Here is a 17797-nt window from a genome sequence, read left to right as displayed (position 1 = left end):
ATTGATTTTATGGTTAAAACAAAAAAGCCTCTTGATCGAGGCGTTTTTTAATACATATATATACTATTTTCCTTCGCACTTCATGCAAAGCCTGGCTGCAGGATAAACTTTCAGCCTTTCTTTATCTATTTCTCCTTTGCAGTTTTCGCATTTTCCGTAAGTGCCTTTTGTTATTTTATCTAAAGCCAGATTAATGTCTTTTAGCTGGTTTTCCAGATTGTATTCCAAGGGCAAAAGCGTGCTGTATTCTTCCACTTCGTCTGCCGCTTTTTCCAGAGCGGCTGAGCCCGATTCGCCGCCGTCAAAGCTGGGAAAGCGTGTATCCCAGTCTCCCTTGACCTTGTCGTCTTTCTTGGCGAATTTTTCCAATTGCGATTCAATGTTCTTTTTTTCCTGTTCTAACTTTTCTTTTAACTGATTCAGCAGTTTTTTGTCCATTACATTAAGCTGTTTTTAATATTAATAATCTTTAATATGGCTGCTTCCACTTTATCTTTGGATATTTCTCCGTTTCTGAAAGCATCAGCAAAAGCATCCAGGCCTTCTGCTGCGCCTATCTCCCAGCCGGAAAAAATCATGACATCAACGCCAGCTTCAATCGGTTTTGTCACAATATCCTTTAAAGAGAATTTGTCCGAAAGATAGGTTTGCGCCAAATCGTCTGTCATAATTATTACTTTTGAGCCCAAGTTATTCTTTAAATACTGGATGGCATTTGAAGAAAAGGCAAAAGGTAAGGAAGTGTCCAGATTGGTATATACCATATTGGCAGTCATGACGAATTCTGGGTTAGCCTGCATTGCTTTTTTAAATTGGGATATTACAGGCAATGTGCTTATTTCAGCTAAGGACTCCTCGGGGTTAAAAGCGATTCCGGAGTACCCAGGGAAGTGTTTTATAGCAGTCAGAATGCCAGCACCCTTCTGGCCGTCAACGAAAGATTTTGCCAAATTGCCTGAAGTTAGCGCATCCTTTTCAAAGGTTCTTTCAAAAAGAAAATCTCCTTCTTGGACTTGGTCCAAAAGCGGAGCCAGATTGAGATTTATTCCCAATTCTTTCAATTCTTGGCCTCTTGTTGAACCTATTTGAAAAGCCCGGTCAACTGATTCAATTTCCGACTGAGCAGTTTTTTCCTGGAGGAAGTCTATCCTGGAAATAGTGCCGCCCTCCTGGTCAACAGCGACAAAAAGAGGCAGGCCGGTTTCCTGTAAAGAAAGAATTTGCAAATCGCCAATGAGTTTTTTTAACTGCTCCTCGTTTTCAATGTTTTTTGACAGCAAAAGAACGCCTCCTGGCCTGTATTTTTTAAAGAAATCTGCCAGTTCAGTCGTTAAAGTGGTTCCGTCAAATCCGACAATAAATAGCTGGCCGATTTGTTTTTCCAGTTTTACCGCATCTACTGCCTCAAACGTTTTTTTCATGCTTTCAAAAGAGGTGGCAAAAACAAAGTAATCATCAAGCAGGGTGTAGCAGATTCCGAAATCTTCTTTGGAAATGGTCAGAAATCTGAAGCTTTTTCCCTGGTAAGAGCTGTTTTTGAAAGAAGAAGCCAGGGCCTTAGTTTCTTTGCCCAGAGCGGCAAAGAGGGTTTCTGTATCTGTTTCCATTGTCAATTCCCAAGAAATCATTAAAGGAGAAATATCTCCTTTTGTTTTTGTTATAAAGCCCAGGCGGTTAACTCCCTTGCTTGAGTAGATAAATAAAGTAAAGTCATCTTCTAATCCGGCTAAAACTTCTTCTGGAATTTTCACCGCAAATGCTCCGAGAAATTCATTTAAACCGACAATTTTGTTTTCTGCCGTATTTTGGAAAAGAATCCTCGCATATCCATCCTCATAGGTTTTTTGCATAATCTGGGGAAACATCTGGGGGATGGCTGCTGCATTCGTAATCTCCATGGTTTCAGTAGAGCCAGTTGAAATCAAGGAAACAGGAATGACAATTTTTGGTTCCTCGACGACTTCCTCGGTCGGCGTGGCTTCCGTTACAATTTCTGTTTCCGGCCTGGCTATTTCTCCTTTGGGCAATTTGCCTACAGCAAAAAGCCAGTAGAAAAAACCAACAAGAAGTAAAATAATAACAACAGCTGATATTCTGATCAGGATTTTTTTGAAAGAAGATGATGGTTTTTGCGTTTGGGGAATTAAGGTTTGAGGAGCTTCTTCTGCAGCTGCTTCTTTCGGTAGAATAGCGCCTTCTCTCGGCAAAAGAACCCCTGGTTTTTCTGTTGGCGCTTCCTTTTTCACTTCCCCCAAAGCAGCCACTCTTGTTTTTTCTTTTTCAGCTTCTCCCTCCCTCAGCTTGGCAAGGTCTCTTTGCATTGTTTTTGCCTCGCCCCTTTTTAAAAACTCAAGCATTTCTTCTTTGTTTTCTTCTGGCTGAGGATTGTTTTCCATAGAGGTTTATTGACTTTTAGCTTCTTTTAAAGAAAGATTGATTCTTCCTTGTTCGTCAATTGAAATGACTTTGACCGGAACAATATCTCCCACTTTGACGATGTCTTCCACTTTATTTACGTGGTAATCGGCCAGCTGAGAGATATGGACCAAGCCCTCTTGCCCTGGCAGCATTTCAACAAAGGCGCCGAAATCCAGAATCCTTTTGACTTTTCCCTGGAAGATTTCGCCGACTTTGACTTCGTGGGTGATATTTTTTATCCAGGAAGCAGCTTTTTCCGCTGCCTTTTCTTTTTCAGCGGTAATGAAAATTCTGCCAGAATCTTCAATGTCGATTGATACGCCGCATTCCCCGATTATTTCATTTATTATTTTTCCGCCAGGGCCTATCACCTCCCTTATCTTAACAGGATTTATCTGTAAAATTAATATCCTGGGAGCATGGGGAGAAAGGCTTTCTTTGGGTTTGGAAATTACTTTCGTCATTTCGCTTAAAATCTGCAATCTTGCTTTTTTAGCTTGAATCAAAGCGTTTGAAATAATTTCCTTGCCGATCCCCTGGATTTTAACGTCCATTTGAATGGCAGTAATTCCTTTTTCCGTTCCAGCGACTTTAAAGTCCATGTCTCCGTGGTGGTCTTCTGGTCCCTGAATGTCGGTTAATATTTTGTAGTTTCCTTTCAAATCAGCCATCAGCCCCAAGGCAATACCAGTAGCCGGCCTGCTTATCGGCACGCCAGCATCCATTAAAGCCAAAGAGGCCGCTGAAACAGAAGCCATGGAAGTTGAACCGTTGGAAGAAAGGATTTCAGTAACTATACGGATGGTGTACGGAAATTTATCAAAACCGGGCACTAAAGGCATTAAAGCTTTTTCTGCCAGCATGCCGTGGCCAATTTCTCTTCTGCCCGGGCCCCTCATCGGCTTTACTTCGCCAGAAGAATAAGGAGGGAAGTTGTAATGGTGCATGAATCTTTTTTTGCCGGTAGTTTCCATTCCTTCAAGAAGCCTGACGTCTCCCGGAGCACCCAAAGTCAGTATGGAAAGCGCTTTGGTTTGGCCCCTGACAAATAATCCTGAGCCGTGGGTTCTGGGCAATAATCCTACTTCGCATTCTATGTTCCTTACCTCGTCAATTTTTCTGGAATCAGGCCTTTTGCCAGATTTAATAACGCTTTCGTGGATCATTTTTTCAATTTCTTCTTCAAAAACCGAGCTTACGCGAAGCGAAAGCGAAGGTAAAGAAGAAGATGAGAACGAGGTTCTCATCGCCTCGCCTCTCTTGCTTTGGATATGAAAAATTAGCTCATCCCTCAGTTGGTTGACTTCGTCCATTTGGCTTTTTTTGTCTTTTTGAAAGAAAGCTTTTTCCAGTTTATTTCCCAGGAAATCCCTAATGTCTTTTTCCAGGTTTTCGTCTCTGGGAGTTTTCTCGATTACCACTTTTTCTTTGCCGGATTTTTGAGTAATTTCTTTTTGAAAACCAATAAGCTTTTTTAAGAAAGGCTTGGCAAAATCAACCGCTTTCAAAACAGTGTCCTCTTCTATTTCATTGCTTTCCATTTCAATCATATTGATTAAAATGTCATCGTCTTTATCGTTGCCCAGATCCTTGGCTAAGGGCGAGGAAAGTCCGGCAATGGCCAAATCCAATTCAGCTTTTTCCCGCTCTCCGTAAGTCGGGTTGATAATAAAGTCTTTTTCATCCCTGCCTACTCTGAGAATGGCTATTGGCCCTGCCCAGGGTATGTCAGAAATGGAAAGAGCCATGGAAGCAGCAATCAATCCGACAATATCAGGATCATTCTCCCCGTCCCAGGAAAGGCAGGTAACCACTACTTGGATTTCTCTTTTCAGGTTTTTAGGAAAACGGGGCCTTATCGCCCTGTCGATGAATCTGGCAGTTAGAATAGCTTCGTCTGAAGGCCGGCTTTCTCTGCGTAGATATCTTGAACCTAATATCTTGCCGGCAGCATAATATCTTTCTTCGTATTCAACAGTCAAAGGGAAAAAATCAATTCCTTCCCGTTCAAAGTCAGACATGACAGCCGTGGCCAAAACAGTAGTTTCTCCGTATTGAACCAAAACGCTGCCCGAAGCTTGTTCAGCCAAGTTGCTGATTTCAACCTTTAACTCTTTGCCGCCGATTTCTAATTTAAAAGTTTCTTTTTTCATGAGCGTTAGCGAATTAAGAAGAGATTTATCTCTTCGACTATTAAAAATTCATTGAACATTATCTTGTTTTTAATAAATATTTGTCCAGATTTTCTTCCAAATCAACGAATTCATCAACTGATTCTCTCAGCTTGGAAGAAGATGATTTGCCGAAAGCAACAACTTCCACTCTTTTTCCTTGGTTTTTCAGATATTCCACTAATTGGAAGAAGTCGCCGTCCCCTGAGCACAAAACAATAGCATCGCAGCTCTGGGAGATTCTTATAGCGTCAACCGTAATGCCGACATCCCAGTCAGCTTTTTTTAATCCTCCGAAAAACTCCTGCAGATCCCTGACCCTGGTTTCAATGCCCAGTTTTATCAAAGCTTCAAAAAAAGGTTTTTCTTCCCCAGTCTTTGTTTTGACGACATAGGCAAAAGCCCTGATTAGGTTTCTGTTGGAAACAGCCACTTTTAAAATGGCTCCGAAGTTAACTCGGGCTCCATGCAGATTTTTAGCAGAATGGTAAAGATTTTGAACGTCGATCAATACGGCCACTCTTTGGCCTGAATGTTTGATAACCATGTTTATTTTTTCAATCCTATTTTTTTGATTATACTGTTATATCTTTTTGCACTTTCCTTCTTTAAATAACCGAGCAGGCTTCTCCTTTTTGAAACCATTTTCAATAGTCCTCTTTTTGAGTGGACGTCTTTGGCGTGCATTTTTAAATGCAAAAGCAGCTGTTTTATTTCTTCGGTTAATAAAGCAACCTGCACTTCCGGAGAACCGGTATCTACGTCGTGCAACTTGTAATTTTTGATTATTTTTTCTTTTTCTTGTTGTGAAAGCATATGTTTTTGTTTAAAAATTATTGCTGTGCCCCGCGCAGGGCTCGAACCTGCAACCTTATCCTTAAGAGGGATCTGCTCTACCAATTGAGCTAGCAGGGCATAATTGGTGCGGGACAGGCGCGGAACCTTATCCTTAAGAGGGATCTGCTCTACCAATTGAGATACAGGGGCTTGTCTGTGCCCCCGGAAGGATTCGAACCCTCACCTTAAGTTCCGAAGACTTACACGCTATCCATTACGCCACGGGGGCGCGCATCATTTTCTAATGATAGCAGATTAATTGAAAAAAACAAGTTTTTAAGATAAGATGAGAATATGCCCCGTAATACAACCTCCAGTTATTCGCAAAACAAACCAAACGCAACACAATAAATGCAACTGGCGGCGGTATGAAGGGGATATAATAATTAATTAATTCAGAATCAATCTTGCGAATAAGCGTTTGGTTCTGGAGGTTGATATGCGGGGTATGCTGATTCCAAAAGAGGTAAAAACTATTATTGAAAAACTGAAAAAAGCTGGTTTTCAGGCTTATATTGTTGGCGGTTGCCTCAGGGATATTTTAAGAAAAGCTAAGCCGGAAGACTGGGACATTGCTACCAACGCCAAACCAAAAGAAATACAAAAACTGTTTTCAAAGAGCTTTTACGAGAACAAATTCCTGACAGTGACTGTTAAGACCAATAGTAAAGCCAAAGAACTGAAAGAAGTTGAAATTACAACTTACCGTTCTGAAGCGAAATACAGCGACAAACGGCATCCTGACGAAGTTAAATTCGCTAAAACCATAAAAGAAGATTTGGCAAGAAGGGATTTTACAGTCAATGCCATTGCTTTAGCCTTAAAAGGCAAGGAATATGATATAGAAGATCCTTTTAACGGGCAAAAAGACTTAAAAGCAAGATTAATCAGGGCAGTCGGCGATCCGCAAAAGCGCTTTTCAGAAGATGCCTTGCGTATGATGAGAGGAGTCAGATTTTTCACCACTTTAAACGGTTTTGCCAAATGGCAGATTGAGCAAAAAACAGCTCAAGCCATAAAAAAGAATGCCTTGCTCCTTCAGGAAATTTCCAAAGAAAGAATCAGAGACGAATTAATAAAAATTGTCATGTCAGAAAGGGCAGCTGAGGGCATAGATCTTTTAAGGGGATTGGGATTGTTAAAGTATATTATTCCGGAACTGGAAGAAGGATACAAAGTTTCCCAGAACAAGCATCATATATATGAATGCTATGACCACTATCTGAAATCTTTGGATTATGCAGCCAAAAAGAATTTCAACAAGCACGTAAGAATGGCTGCTTTGTTTCATGATGTCGGCAAGCCGAGATCCAAGAGAGGAAAAGGCCAGGATTCTACTTTTTACAGCCACGAGATAATCGGAGCGAAAATGACTTATCAAATATTGAACCGTTTGAAATTTCCCAAAAAAGACATTGAAAAGATAGTCAGGCTGGTCAGATACCATCTTTTCTACTATAATCCTGAAGAGGTCGGCGAAGGTTCGGTCAGGCGATTGGTCCGCGAAGCAGGTCCGGAAAACATGGAAGAGCTCTTACAGGTGAGAATGGCAGACAGGATAGGCTCTGGCGTTCCCAAGGCTGAACCTTACAAATTAAGGCATTTGAAATATATAATTGACAAGGTTTCCCAGGATCCGATTTCAGCTAAAATGCTGAAGGCCAACGGAAAAGACGTGATGAAGGTTTTGGATATCAAATCAGGGCCGAAAGTAGGCCAGATACTGGATATTTTATTAAGTTACGTTTTAGCTGATCCTGAAAAGAACAAAAAAGAATTTCTGGAAAAAGAGATTAAAAAGTTAGGTGAATTATCGGAAAAGGAAATTATCTCTTTTTCTTCAAAAGCAAAAGCAGAAAGAGAAAAAATAGAGACCAAGAGAGACGAAATGACAAAGAAAAAATACTGGGTTACTTAAATTAGACGGGGTGTAGTATAACGGCAGTATACAGGGTTCGGGACTCTGCGGTCTGGGTTCAATTCCCAGCACCCCGAAAGCTGGGCCTGTAGTTCAGTGGTAGAACGCCGCGTTCGCATCGCGGAAGTCGGCGGTTCAAATCCGCCCGGGTCCACATTTGATATTTTCCCTATTGACGGTTTGTTTTGTTTTGCTATCATTTAATTAGTCCGCAAAAGTTGCGGGCACTTTTTAAAAGCATATAGTCAAAGAGGATAAATCCTCTTTTTCATGTTCGTTTTTATTTCATAAAAACTCCATGTTTGACATTAAAAATTTCATGTCGGCCATCGCCCAGATCGCCGAAGAAAAAAGCATCTCGCCTGAAAAGGTTTTGGAAACCATTGAGGTAGCCATTGCCGCAGCCTATAAAAAAGACTACGGGAAAAAGGGCCAGATAATCAAAGCCAAACTTGATCCGGAATCAGGCGACGTTCAGTTTAAACAAGTAAAGATAGTCGTAGACAAGAAAATGATTTATTCGGAAGAAGAATTGGAGAAAATGTCCGCCTCTTCAGCGGATGCGCCGACGAGGCGCAAAGAAGAAGGATTAATATCCGAAGCAGAAGATAAAAAGATCCGCTTTAATTTGGAAAAGCACATTATGTTCGAAGAAGCCAAAAAGATAAATTCTAAAATAAAAGTTGGCGAAGAGCTGGAAACTGATTTGGAAGAAAAAAAGGATTACGGCAGGATCGCCGCCCAAACCGCAAAACAGGTTATCTTGCAAAAGATAAGGGAAGCTGAAAAAGAAAGCATTTTTACGGAATACAAATCAAAAGAAGGAGAAATAGTTTCAGGCATTGTCCAGAGAATCGAAGGAAGGAATGTTTTTATGGATATCGGCAAAACCTTGGGAATCTTGCCCAGGGAAGAGCAGGTGCCAGGGGAATTCTACAGGCCCGGACAGCGCCTTAAAGTTTTTCTTTTAAAAGTTGAAGAAACGCCCAGGGGTCCTGTCATACTTTTATCAAGAGCTTATCCTAAATTAATTTCAAAGCTTTTTGAACTTGAAGCTCCGGAAGTTTCTTCAGGCCAGGTCCAGATAAAGTCAATTGCCAGAGAAGCGGGTTTTCGTTCAAAGATAGCTGTCAGTTCCGAAACCGAAGGAATAGACCCGATAGGTTCCATGGTTGGTCAGAAAGGAACAAGGGTTATGGCGGTAATTAATGAATTGGGAGGAGAAAAGATCGATATTATCGAGTACTCGCCAGACTCGGAAAAATACATTGCCAATTCCCTTTCTCCGGCCAAAGTCCTGGAAGTGAAGATAATGCCGAAAAGCAAAGCCATAGTTATTGTTCCTGAAGACCAGTTGTCCTTGGCTATCGGCAAAGACGGACAAAACGTAAGATTAGCAGCTAAGCTAACTGGTTGGAAAATAGACGTTAAAGCAGAGGGCTATGCCGGAGAAGAAAAAAAAGAAGAAAAGAAAGAAGAGGAACCAAAAGAGAAAAAAGAAACAAAGAAACCAAAAAAGAAAGAGACCAAAAAGGTTAAAAAATAATAATCAATAATCTTACATTTATGATATTCATTCCAATAATCGTTTCCGTTTTCTCTTTAGTTTTCGCTTACTTTCTGATTAAAGAAATAAATAAGGCTTCTTCTGGCTCTGGCAAGATGATTGAAATTTCCCAGGCGATCAAAGAGGGAGCCATGGCTTTTTTAAAAAGGCAGCACAAGACCTGCGCGGTTGTGGCTGTTATTATATTTTTCATTCTTTTGATAGCTTTAGGTTTTAAAATAGCAATCGGCTTTTTGATCGGCGCCTTAGCTTCTGGTCTAGCGGGATATCTCGGTATGGTTGTTTCGACCAAAGCCAACGTTAAAGTGGCTGAAGCAGCCAAAGGCGGATTAAAATCAGCTTTAAGTTTAGCTTTCAAAGGAGGTTCAGTAACAGGATTCTTGGTTGCTGGCTTGGGTTTGCTTTCTGTTTCCGGTTTTTATCTTTTGACCCAGGATTTGAAATCTTTAATCGCTTTAGGATTTGGCGCAAGCTTGATTTCCGTTTTTGCCAGGCTGGGGGGTGGAATTTACACAAAAGCAGCGGATGTGGGCGCTGATCTGGTTGGCAAGGTGGAAAAAGGAATTCCAGAAGACGATCCGAGGAATCCGGCAGTTATCGCTGATCTGGTTGGCGACAATGTTGGAGACTGTGCAGGAATGGCAGCTGACCTTTTTGAAACGTATGTAATAACAATTGTGGCAGCCATGGTTTTGGGAGGATTGTTTTTCCCGAGTTTGCCAGAAGCGATCATACTTCCTTTGCTTTTGGGGTCAATCGCAACTCTAGCTTCTATTATTGCAACTTTTTTTGTCAGGTTGGGCAAAGACCAGAGCATTATGCCAGCTTTTTACAAAGGATTGATGGCGGCAGGCTTTTTATCAGCCATTGGTTTTTTGCCAGCCATTTTCCAGTTCAGCAAAAGTTTGAAAATACCGGTAGCTAATCTTTACTTGCCAGCTTTAATTGGTCTTTTGATTGCTGCTTTCATGTTCGTAATCACTGAATTTTTCACTTCAAAAAAATATTCTCCCGTTAAATCAATAGCTTCAGCTTCCCAATCAGGCCATGGCCCTAATATTATCATTGGTTTGGCAATAGGAATGAAATCAACCGTTCTGCCAGTTATTATTATTGCTGCGGGCATTCTTATCAGCTTTGCTCTCGGCGGAACGTACGGTTTGGCTATTGCTGCTGTGGCCATGCTTTCTTTGACAGGATTGATTATTGCTCTGGACGCTTACGGTCCGATAACTGACAATGCAGCAGGCATTTCAGAAATGGCAGATCTCCCTGAAAAAAACAGAAAAACTACCGATGCTTTGGATGCTGTCGGCAACACGACAAAAGCAGTAACCAAAGCCTATGCCATTGCTTCTGCCGGCTTAGCTGCTTTGGTACTTTTTTCGGTTTATACTCAGGAATTATTGGATATGGGAAGAAAGGTCCAGTTTTTATTGGATGACCCAAAAGTTTTAGCCGGTCTTTTTCTCGGCGGAGTGGTCGCCTATTATTTTGCTTCTTTATCGATGACAGCTGTCGGCAGGGCAGCTGGCAAAGTGGTTGAAGAAGTAAGAAGGCAATTCAAAGAGATAAAAGGATTGATGGAAGGGAAAGCCAGACCTGATTACTCAAGATGCGTTGATATCGTAACCAAAGCTGCTTTGAAAGAAATGATAGTGCCTGCTCTTTTGCCCGTTGTTTTTCCGATTCTAGTTGGTTTCATTTTGGGGCCTGAAGCTTTAGGCGGATTATTGATTGGTTCAATTATTGTCGGAATATTTTTAGCCATTTCAATGACTTCGGGAGGAGCTGCCTGGGATAATGCAAAAAAGTATATTGAAGAAGGAAACTTCGGAGGAAAAGGAAGCTTTGCCCACCAGTCAGCGGTAACCGGAGATACGGTTGGCGACCCTTACAAGGATACTGCTGGTCCGGCCATAAACCCGATGATTAAAGTTCTCAACATCGTTGCTCTATTAATTGTTGTTTTCCTAGTATAAAGCGCCTCAATCAGAGAAAGAGGCGCCTAAAAAAAGAAGAGGTTTATTCCCAGGCTTAGCAGATAAACAATCAGGAATATGTGAGGTAGGTTTACTGCTGCCAAATACCAGTGGCCGTATTTCAATCCTTTTACTCCCAGAGCGGCAGCAGCGATGATGTCAGTTACGGGCAAAGGAAGGAGTAGGAACAATAATATGATCCAAGTGTTTTGTTCTCCTAGCCATACAGTAAACTTTTGCTTTTTATCGTTGGCAAACGAATTTAAAGCTTGGTATCCAGTTCTTTTTTTCAAAATTAGCATCTGATTTTTTGAAAAAGGGAGAACTAGTCCTTTTTCTAATTGTTTTTTCAGCCAGTTTAGTGTTTTTTTCAGAAAGATCATTATGCCAAAAGTTCCGAAATAAATACAAAATAGCTGAACCGTGCTTATACCATAACAAGCAAGGCTGGCCTGCCAGAGAGGTTTGCCGCTAATAAGCCAGTAGCTTACTGTTCCCTGGAAATATACAAATAAAGGGAGAGAATGAGAAAGTATTTCTATGGGAGAACGGGAAAAGCTAAAAGGCAAAGCAAGACAAACAATAACAAAAATAATCAGAAGCTTTTTCTCGACAGAGAGAGCTGTGAACTTTTTTAAATTTCCCAAATATTATCACCTCCTTTCTTGGGAATGCTAATTTTAAATCTTACATGGCTAAAAACAAAAAGCAAGCTATTTTTTAAGTTTGACTAAAAATTTTAAAATAATATAATTAAGTATATGAATTTAATACCAACAGTAATAGAAAAAACCCAATACGGGGAAAGGGCTTACGACATATATTCCAGGCTTTTAAAAGACAGAATCATATTTTTGGTAGGCCCTGTTACCGACCATCTGGCCAATTCAACTATTGCCCAGATGCTTTTTTTGGCTTCAAAAGACCCTGAAAAAGACATTAAGCTTTACATTAATACGCCGGGGGGATCGGTAACTGCTGGCATGGCTGTTTACGATACCATGCAATACGTAAAACCTGATATTTCTACGGTTTGCATTGGTTTGGCTGCTTCCATGGGAGCAACCTTGTTGGCAGCTGGAGAAAAGGGCAAGCGCTTTGCCCTTCCTAATTCCCAGGTTTTGCTGCATCAGGTAGCAGGCGGCGTAAGCGGCGGAGCAGTGGAAATAGAAATTACTGCCAAGCAAATTATTAAGATTAAAGAGAAACTAAACAATATTCTGGCTAAGCATACGGGCCAGCCTTTAGGGAAGATTGAAAAAGACACTGACAGAGATTTTTATTTATCAGCCGAAGAGGCAAAAGAATACGGCTTGATTGACAAAGTTATCAAGCCTAAAAATTAATTGTTTAAAACAATGAAAAAAAGATTAACAATATTATTGGTTTTTTTCGGTCTATTCCTGTCTTTTGTCGCAGCACGGGCTCAATCAGAAGGACTTGTTCCTTGCGGAGGGCCGGGTCAAGAGGCGTGCAAGCTTTGCGATATTTTCCTGATGTTCGATAAAATTGTTGATTTCGTCATGATAACTCTTGTGCCACCCCTTGCTGCTTTAATGCTGGTTATCGGTGGAGTGATGTTTTTCTTTTCTGCCGGAGATACTGGTGGGTTAACCAAAGCAAAAAGCGTTTTAACTTCCGTGATTTTCGGCCTAGTCATAGTTTACGGCGCCTGGTTATTAATCAATTCTTTTTTCCTAGTAATTGGCGTAAGCGAATGGACTGGTTTAGAGCAAGGCTGGTTTAGTTATCCTTGCCACTAAAAACTGTTTTATTCGAAGATTTTCTGCCGGGCCAGGGGCCTGGCTTTTAGTTTTGACAAGATAAAGGAAACCTGCTAACATCAAAACGTATTATTAGCTTAACTTTGAACTTTGGTGAATTACCAATATTTCAACTTGAATCATGAATCAATTTACCCTACTTTTAGTGGGCATATTTGTTTTGACCCTGGGATCGGTTTTGGGTTACTATGCCCGCCAATCAATCGCCAAGAAACAAGCAGGCACTTTAGAAGCGAAACTTCAAAAGAAAGTTCTCAAAGCCAAGCAAGAAAGCGAAACAGTTCTTGCTGAAACGGAAGAGAAAGCAAAACAACTTTTAGAATCTGCCAAAAAAGAAACAGATGATAGGCGCTACGAGGTTTTAAAAACCGAGCGTCTTTTATTAAAGAGGGAGAATATTTTAGACCAGAAGATCTCCATCCTTGAAAGGGACAAAAAAGAATTCCAAGAAAAAGTTGAGAAATTAAGAACTATTAAGGAAAGTTTGGAAAAACTTAGGCAGGAAGCTATAGAAAATTTAGAAAGAATTTCCAAAGTTTCCATGGAAGAAGCGAAAAAAGAATTGCTCCAGAACCTGGAAAAAGAATACCAACAGGAAGCTTTGGAAAAGATAAGAAAACTGGAAAAAGAAGGATGGGAAAAGTACGAAGAAAAAGCAAAAGAATTTTTGACCATCGCCATTCAAAAGTGCGCCCTAAGCCAGGCGCAGGAAATTACCACCACTTCCATAAGCTTGCCTTCAGAAGAAATCAAAGGAAGGATTATCGGTAAAGAAGGCAGGAATATTAGAACTTTAGAAAAGCTGACAGGGGTTGAGATTATTGTTGACGAAGCGCCAGAATCAGTGGTTATTTCCGGGTTTGATCCTGTACGCAGGCAGATTGCCAAAATTGCCTTAGAAAGACTGATCAAAGACGGCAGGATACAGCCAGCCAAAATTGAAGAGCAGGTTCAGTCTGCCGAAGCAGATATTGGCAAACAGATTAAAGAAGCTGGAGAAACAGCGATTTACGACACGGGAGTGATCGGACTTGACCAGAAAATAGTTCAATTGCTGGGAAGATTGAAATTCAGAACAAGTTTCGGCCAGAATGCCCTTTTACACTCTATTGAGGTCAGTCATTTGGCTGGCACTTTAGCTTCTGAAATCGGCGCTGATTCTCGAGTCTGCAAGAAAGCAGGGCTTTTACATGACATTGGTAAGGCAGTTGACCACCAAATTGAAGGCTCTCACGTTGATATCGGCATTAAGATTTTGGAGAAATTCGGAGTTGAAAAAGAAGTGGTTTCAGCTATGAAATCCCATCACGAAGATTATCCTTACGAAACTCTTGAATCAATAATAGTCCAGACAGCTGACCAGATATCAGGCGCCAGGCCAGGAGCCAGAAAAGACACTTTGGAGAATTATTTGAAAAGACTGGGAGAATTGGAAAAAATCGCTTTGAATTTTCAGGGAGTGGAAAAGGCCTGGGCTTTGCAGGCTGGCCGGGAAATCAGAGTGTTCGTCAAGCCGGAAGAGGTGGATGATTTGAAAGCAAAAACCTTAGCCAAAGACATTGCCCAGCAGATACAGGAAGAATTGAGGTATCCTGGCGAAATCAAAGTGACCGTTATCAGGGAAACCAGAGTGGTAGAACACGCAAAATAGACAATTAACATCTAAACAAAAACGGCTTTCGGGCCGTTTTTGCAATGGAGCGGGTGAAGGGAATCGAACCCTCGTCACGGCCTTGGAAGGGCCGGGTAATATCCACTATACGACACCCGCAAAGTTCGATAAGTCGGGGCATCCAGATTTGAACTGGAACTAAATCCTCCTTCACCCCGTTAGAAATTCTTTCGGAGAGGCGGGATTCGAACCCGAACTAAATCCTCCCAAAGGACTCGTGCTACCATTACACTACTCTCCGTTATTTCTAACGGGGCAAGAAGGATTCGTGCTACCGTTACACTATGTCCCGTTCATTCCCATTCTAGTAGAACTTAGTCTTTTGGTCAATTTTCTAGTGTGGTATACTAATATAATAATGATTGGTAAAAAAATTCTTGAACAACTGAATATTATTAAGCAATGCAGGAAATATAGCTTATCTGTTTGGCAATGCCCCCAGTTTCTTTTCCTGATAATGGGTATAATCATTATCGTATCTTCGTTGCTTACTTATGCTATCGGCAACCGCTATATAGAGGACCCGCTTTTGGTTGCTTTAATAGTTATTGCCATTAGTATTGTTCTGCTTATTATCGCAACAACCATTACCCGCAACTTTGAAGTTTTAGCAGAAACCAACAGGATGAAATCGGAGTTTGTCAGTATTGTTTCCCATCAGCTTCGTTCCCCCCTTTCTAATTTGAAATGGGTTATTGAGATTCTAATGTCGGGCAAGGTCTGTCCTGTTGCAGAAAAACAGACAGAATATTTCAGAATCCTAAAAGAAAACAGCAAAAGAATGGACGAGCTGGTTTCCGACCTACTTACCGTTTCAAGAATAGAGCAAGGCAGGCTGCCCTTGCAAAAAGAAAAAACCTCTTTTAAAGATTTAGTTGAAAAAATAATAAAAGAAACTGAAATTTTAGCCAAAGCTTCCAACGTTGAAGTAGAATTCAATCCGGTAGATAGTTTGCCTGAGATTGTTTTCGACCCATCACAAGTTAAGCTGGTAGTCACCAACCTTTTGGAAAATGCCATACGTTATGCAAAAGCGAAAGGAAACGTGAAAATAGGTTTAAAGAAGAAAAACAGCAAGCTCTATTTTGAGGTAAAAGATAACGGAGTGGGCATTCCCGAAAAAGACCAAAAATATATTTTTCAGAGGTTTTTCCGTTCTGAAAACGCAAAAAAGCGTCAAACCGAAGGATCAGGCCTTGGCTTATATATTGCCAAGTCAATTGTTGAAAAATCGGGTGGTAAAATAGGATTTAGTTCTAGAGAAAACAAAGGGTCGACATTTTGGTTTACTTTGCCAATAAAATAAATATTATGAAAACAATTCTTTTTATTGAAGACGAATCCACTCTCCAAAAGACTTTAGGGGAAGTTTTAACCAAAGAAGGTTACCATGTAGTCTCCGCTCTAGATGGAGAAATAGGACTGAGAATAGCAAAAGAAAAAAAGCCGGACTTGATTCTTCTTGATCTGATTTTGCCGAAGATGAACGGATTTGAAGTTCTAAAGAAGATAAAAGAAGAAGAGGCAATCAAAGACGTACCGATAATCGTTTTAACCAATCTTGAAGGAATGGAAGACATACAAAAGGCTTTGGAACTGGGAGCAGCCACTTATTTGGTGAAAACGAATTATAGCCTGGAAGAAGTACTGGAGAAAATAAAAAAGACTATCAACGAATAACAACAATTTATCAATGAGAGTAGAGCCGCAACAATTAAAAGCTTTTCTTTTGGATGCCAAATTAACCACTGAAAAGCAGTTTAATGAGGTCCAAAAAGAAGCTGAAAAGAAAGGCCAAAAAGTTCAGGACGCTTTAGTTTGTGAAGGAATCATTTCACAAGAAGATATGATTAAGATGGAAGCGTATATCTTGGGCATTCCTTTTGTCGATTTGGAAAGGGAAAAGATTGATGATGAAATCTTGAAGATTATTCCTGAACCCATCGCCCGCTCCAACAATATCGTTGCTTTCAGGAAAAAAGGAAAAGATTTGGAGGTGGCTATGCTTGATCCAGAAGACCTGGGAACGATTGATTTTATTAAAAAAACCGCTGATTTTAGGATTTTACCGAGATTAACCACTCCACAAGGCATTAAAAACGTTCTTCTGCAATATCAGAAGAGCTTGGAAGCTGAGTTCGGAGATATAATAAAAAAAGAGGCCGGCGGAATCAAAACAGTCAAAGACAGTGCTTTGACAGAAAAAGGAGAGGTCGAGGATTTAAAAAAAGCAGCTGAGGATTTGCCGGTAATTAAAATTATCGATACTCTTTTGAAACACGCTATTTTAGGCAGAGCTTCAGATATTCATATTGAACCGACGAGAAAAGAAGTAATAGTCAGATACAGGATTGACGGCATTTTAAGGGATGCCATGGTTTTGCCAAAACAGGCCAGTTCAGGAATCGTTGCCAGAATAAAGGTTTTATCCAATTTAAAACTTGATGAACATAGACTGCCCCAAGACGGCCGTTTCAGGGTTGAAGCTGAAGATTACAAGTTTTCAATCCGTGTTTCTATTCTGCCGGTTTTTGACGGAGAGAAAGTGGTAATGAGGCTTTTGTCGGAAACAGCTAAAGCATTTACTTTAGAACAGTTGGGCTTGAGAGGAGAGTCGTTGGAATTCATTCAGGACAATTTAAGAAAGCCGATCGGCATGATTTTAGTAACCGGCCCCACTGGCTCTGGTAAAACCACTACCTTATATTCAATGATGGAGATTTTAAACAGTCCGGCTATAAATATTTCAACCATTGAAGATCCTATTGAATATAGGATGCCGAGAATCAACCAGACTCAGGTGAATGCCAAAATCGGACTGACTTTTGCTTCCGGACTCCGTTCTTTGGTCAGGCAGGATCCTGACGTAATTATGGTAGGTGAAATCAGAGACAATGAAACCGCAAGCTTGGCCATCAACGCTGCCCTAACCGGCCATCTGGTTTTGTCCACATTGCACACTTCTTCAGCTGTCGGCGCTATGCCTCGGCTTATCGATATGAAAGTTGAACCGTTTTTAATCTCTTCGACTCTGAATGTTGTTTTGGCTCAAAGATTAGTCAGGCGGCTTTGCGAGGAGAAAGAAAAATACAATTTAAAAGACTCTGAAATAAAAAATCTTAAAAAATACTGCGATTTGGACAGAATCTTAAAAGCATTAAAAGAAGAAAAAATAATAAAGGAAGACCAAGATTTGAAAGATGTTACTTTTTACCGGCCGAAAACCACCAAAGATTCTCCTGAAGGATACCAGGGCAGGCTTGGGATTTACGAAGTGTTGCCGGTTACCGAAACCATAAAGGAATTAATAGTAAAAGAGGCTGATGCCGAACAAATACAAAAACAGGCTTTGCAGGAAGGCATGAGAACAATGGTTGAAGACGGCTTCCTAAAGGCAGCACAGGGCATCACTTCAATCGAGGAAGTTTTAAGAGTAGCGGTAGACTAA

General features: G+C 40.7%; 15 protein-coding genes and 6 tRNA genes. 11 read left to right on the top strand and 10 right to left on the bottom strand.

Annotated elements, in window-relative coordinates; genetic code table 11:
• Nucleotides 1-63 precede the first annotated feature (63 nt).
• The 7 genes from ISS83_01890 to ISS83_01860 all read right to left on the bottom strand — a co-directional run bounded on the left by ISS83_01890 (nt 64) and on the right by ISS83_01860 (nt 5655).
• Nucleotides 64-438, bottom strand: a complete 375-nt coding sequence (locus ISS83_01890) for a TraR/DksA C4-type zinc finger protein (GenBank protein ID MBL7142383.1) — start codon at nt 436-438, stop codon at nt 64-66.
• Nucleotides 438-2396, bottom strand: coding sequence for a glycoside hydrolase family 3 protein (locus ISS83_01885; GenBank protein ID MBL7142382.1), 1959 nt, complete (start codon nt 2394-2396; stop codon nt 438-440). Before ISS83_01885 ends, ISS83_01890 begins: the two co-directional genes overlap by 1 nt.
• A gap of 6 nt (nt 2397-2402) precedes the next feature.
• Nucleotides 2403-4571 (bottom strand): polyribonucleotide nucleotidyltransferase, encoded by a 2169-nt coding sequence (locus ISS83_01880; GenBank protein ID MBL7142381.1) that lies wholly within the window; start codon nt 4569-4571, stop codon nt 2403-2405.
• Between the two features lie 58 nt (nt 4572-4629).
• Complete coding sequence (locus ISS83_01875) at nt 4630-5136, bottom strand: NYN domain-containing protein (protein MBL7142380.1); 507 nt, start codon at nt 5134-5136, stop codon at nt 4630-4632.
• A 2-nt stretch (nt 5137-5138) separates the two neighbouring features.
• The gene (gene rpsO / locus ISS83_01870; GenBank protein ID MBL7142379.1) at nt 5139-5405 is read right to left on the bottom strand and encodes a 30S ribosomal protein S15; all 267 of its coding nucleotides are present in this window, start codon (nt 5403-5405) and stop codon (nt 5139-5141) included.
• Between the two features lie 26 nt (nt 5406-5431).
• Nucleotides 5432-5504: transfer RNA gene (locus ISS83_01865), tRNA-Lys, on the bottom strand.
• Nucleotides 5505-5583: 79 nt separating this feature from the next.
• Nucleotides 5584-5655 (bottom strand) — tRNA-Arg (locus ISS83_01860).
• A 219-nt stretch (nt 5656-5874) separates the two neighbouring features.
• Here ISS83_01860 and ISS83_01855 point away from each other — a divergent pair.
• From ISS83_01855 to ISS83_01835, 5 genes are all read left to right on the top strand, one after another.
• Entirely contained in the window at nt 5875-7344 is a 1470-nt protein-coding gene (locus tag ISS83_01855) for an HD domain-containing protein (GenBank protein ID MBL7142378.1), read from the top strand.
• Between the two features lie 6 nt (nt 7345-7350).
• A tRNA-Pro gene (locus ISS83_01850) sits at nt 7351-7421 on the top strand.
• Nucleotides 7422-7426: 5 nt separating this feature from the next.
• Nucleotides 7427-7498 (top strand) — tRNA-Ala (locus ISS83_01845).
• A 144-nt stretch (nt 7499-7642) separates the two neighbouring features.
• Nucleotides 7643-8890 (top strand): transcription termination/antitermination protein NusA, encoded by a 1248-nt coding sequence (nusA, locus tag ISS83_01840; protein ID MBL7142377.1) that lies wholly within the window; start codon nt 7643-7645, stop codon nt 8888-8890.
• Between the two features lie 20 nt (nt 8891-8910).
• On the top strand, nt 8911-10893 hold the full coding sequence (locus ISS83_01835) for a sodium-translocating pyrophosphatase (protein ID MBL7142376.1): 1983 nt from the start codon (nt 8911-8913) through the stop codon (nt 10891-10893).
• A gap of 26 nt (nt 10894-10919) precedes the next feature.
• On the opposite strand, the gene ISS83_01830 is transcribed toward ISS83_01835, so the two are convergent.
• Nucleotides 10920-11540 (bottom strand): hypothetical protein, encoded by a 621-nt coding sequence (locus tag ISS83_01830; protein MBL7142375.1) that lies wholly within the window; start codon nt 11538-11540, stop codon nt 10920-10922.
• Nucleotides 11541-11654: 114 nt separating this feature from the next.
• Here ISS83_01830 and clpP point away from each other — a divergent pair, with 114 nt between their 5' ends.
• The 3 genes from clpP (at nt 11655) to rny (ending at nt 14328) form a co-directional block, all read left to right on the top strand.
• Nucleotides 11655-12239, top strand: a complete 585-nt coding sequence (gene clpP, locus ISS83_01825; GenBank protein MBL7142374.1) for an ATP-dependent Clp endopeptidase proteolytic subunit ClpP — start codon at nt 11655-11657, stop codon at nt 12237-12239.
• Nucleotides 12240-12251: 12 nt separating this feature from the next.
• Nucleotides 12252-12656 (top strand): hypothetical protein, encoded by a 405-nt coding sequence (locus ISS83_01820; protein MBL7142373.1) that lies wholly within the window; start codon nt 12252-12254, stop codon nt 12654-12656.
• Between the two features lie 142 nt (nt 12657-12798).
• Nucleotides 12799-14328, top strand: a complete 1530-nt coding sequence (gene rny / locus ISS83_01815; protein ID MBL7142372.1) for a ribonuclease Y — start codon at nt 12799-12801, stop codon at nt 14326-14328.
• A 45-nt stretch (nt 14329-14373) separates the two neighbouring features.
• Here the strand turns inward: rny and ISS83_01810 are convergent.
• Nucleotides 14374-14448: transfer RNA gene (locus tag ISS83_01810), tRNA-Gly, on the bottom strand.
• Nucleotides 14449-14519: 71 nt separating this feature from the next.
• Nucleotides 14520-14590 (bottom strand) — tRNA-Pro (locus tag ISS83_01805).
• Between the two features lie 117 nt (nt 14591-14707).
• Between ISS83_01805 and ISS83_01800 the strand changes: the two genes are divergently transcribed.
• The 3 genes from ISS83_01800 to ISS83_01790 are packed head-to-tail and all read left to right on the top strand — an operon-like array spanning nt 14708 to nt 17797.
• The gene (locus ISS83_01800; protein MBL7142371.1) at nt 14708-15655 is read left to right on the top strand and encodes a HAMP domain-containing histidine kinase; all 948 of its coding nucleotides are present in this window, start codon (nt 14708-14710) and stop codon (nt 15653-15655) included.
• Between the two features lie 5 nt (nt 15656-15660).
• The gene (locus ISS83_01795; GenBank protein ID MBL7142370.1) at nt 15661-16029 is read left to right on the top strand and encodes a response regulator; all 369 of its coding nucleotides are present in this window, start codon (nt 15661-15663) and stop codon (nt 16027-16029) included.
• 13 nt (nt 16030-16042) lie between these two features.
• Nucleotides 16043-17797 (top strand): type II/IV secretion system protein, encoded by a 1755-nt coding sequence (locus ISS83_01790; protein MBL7142369.1) that lies wholly within the window; start codon nt 16043-16045, stop codon nt 17795-17797.

Source organism: Candidatus Paceibacterota bacterium, from assembly GCA_016782605.1.
In the GTDB taxonomy this organism is placed as follows: Bacteria; Patescibacteriota; Minisyncoccia; order Minisyncoccales; family RBG-13-42-11; genus BS750m-G71.
Note: the sequence above shows the minus strand (reverse complement) of the source record. Positions and strands in the feature narration are given on the sequence as shown.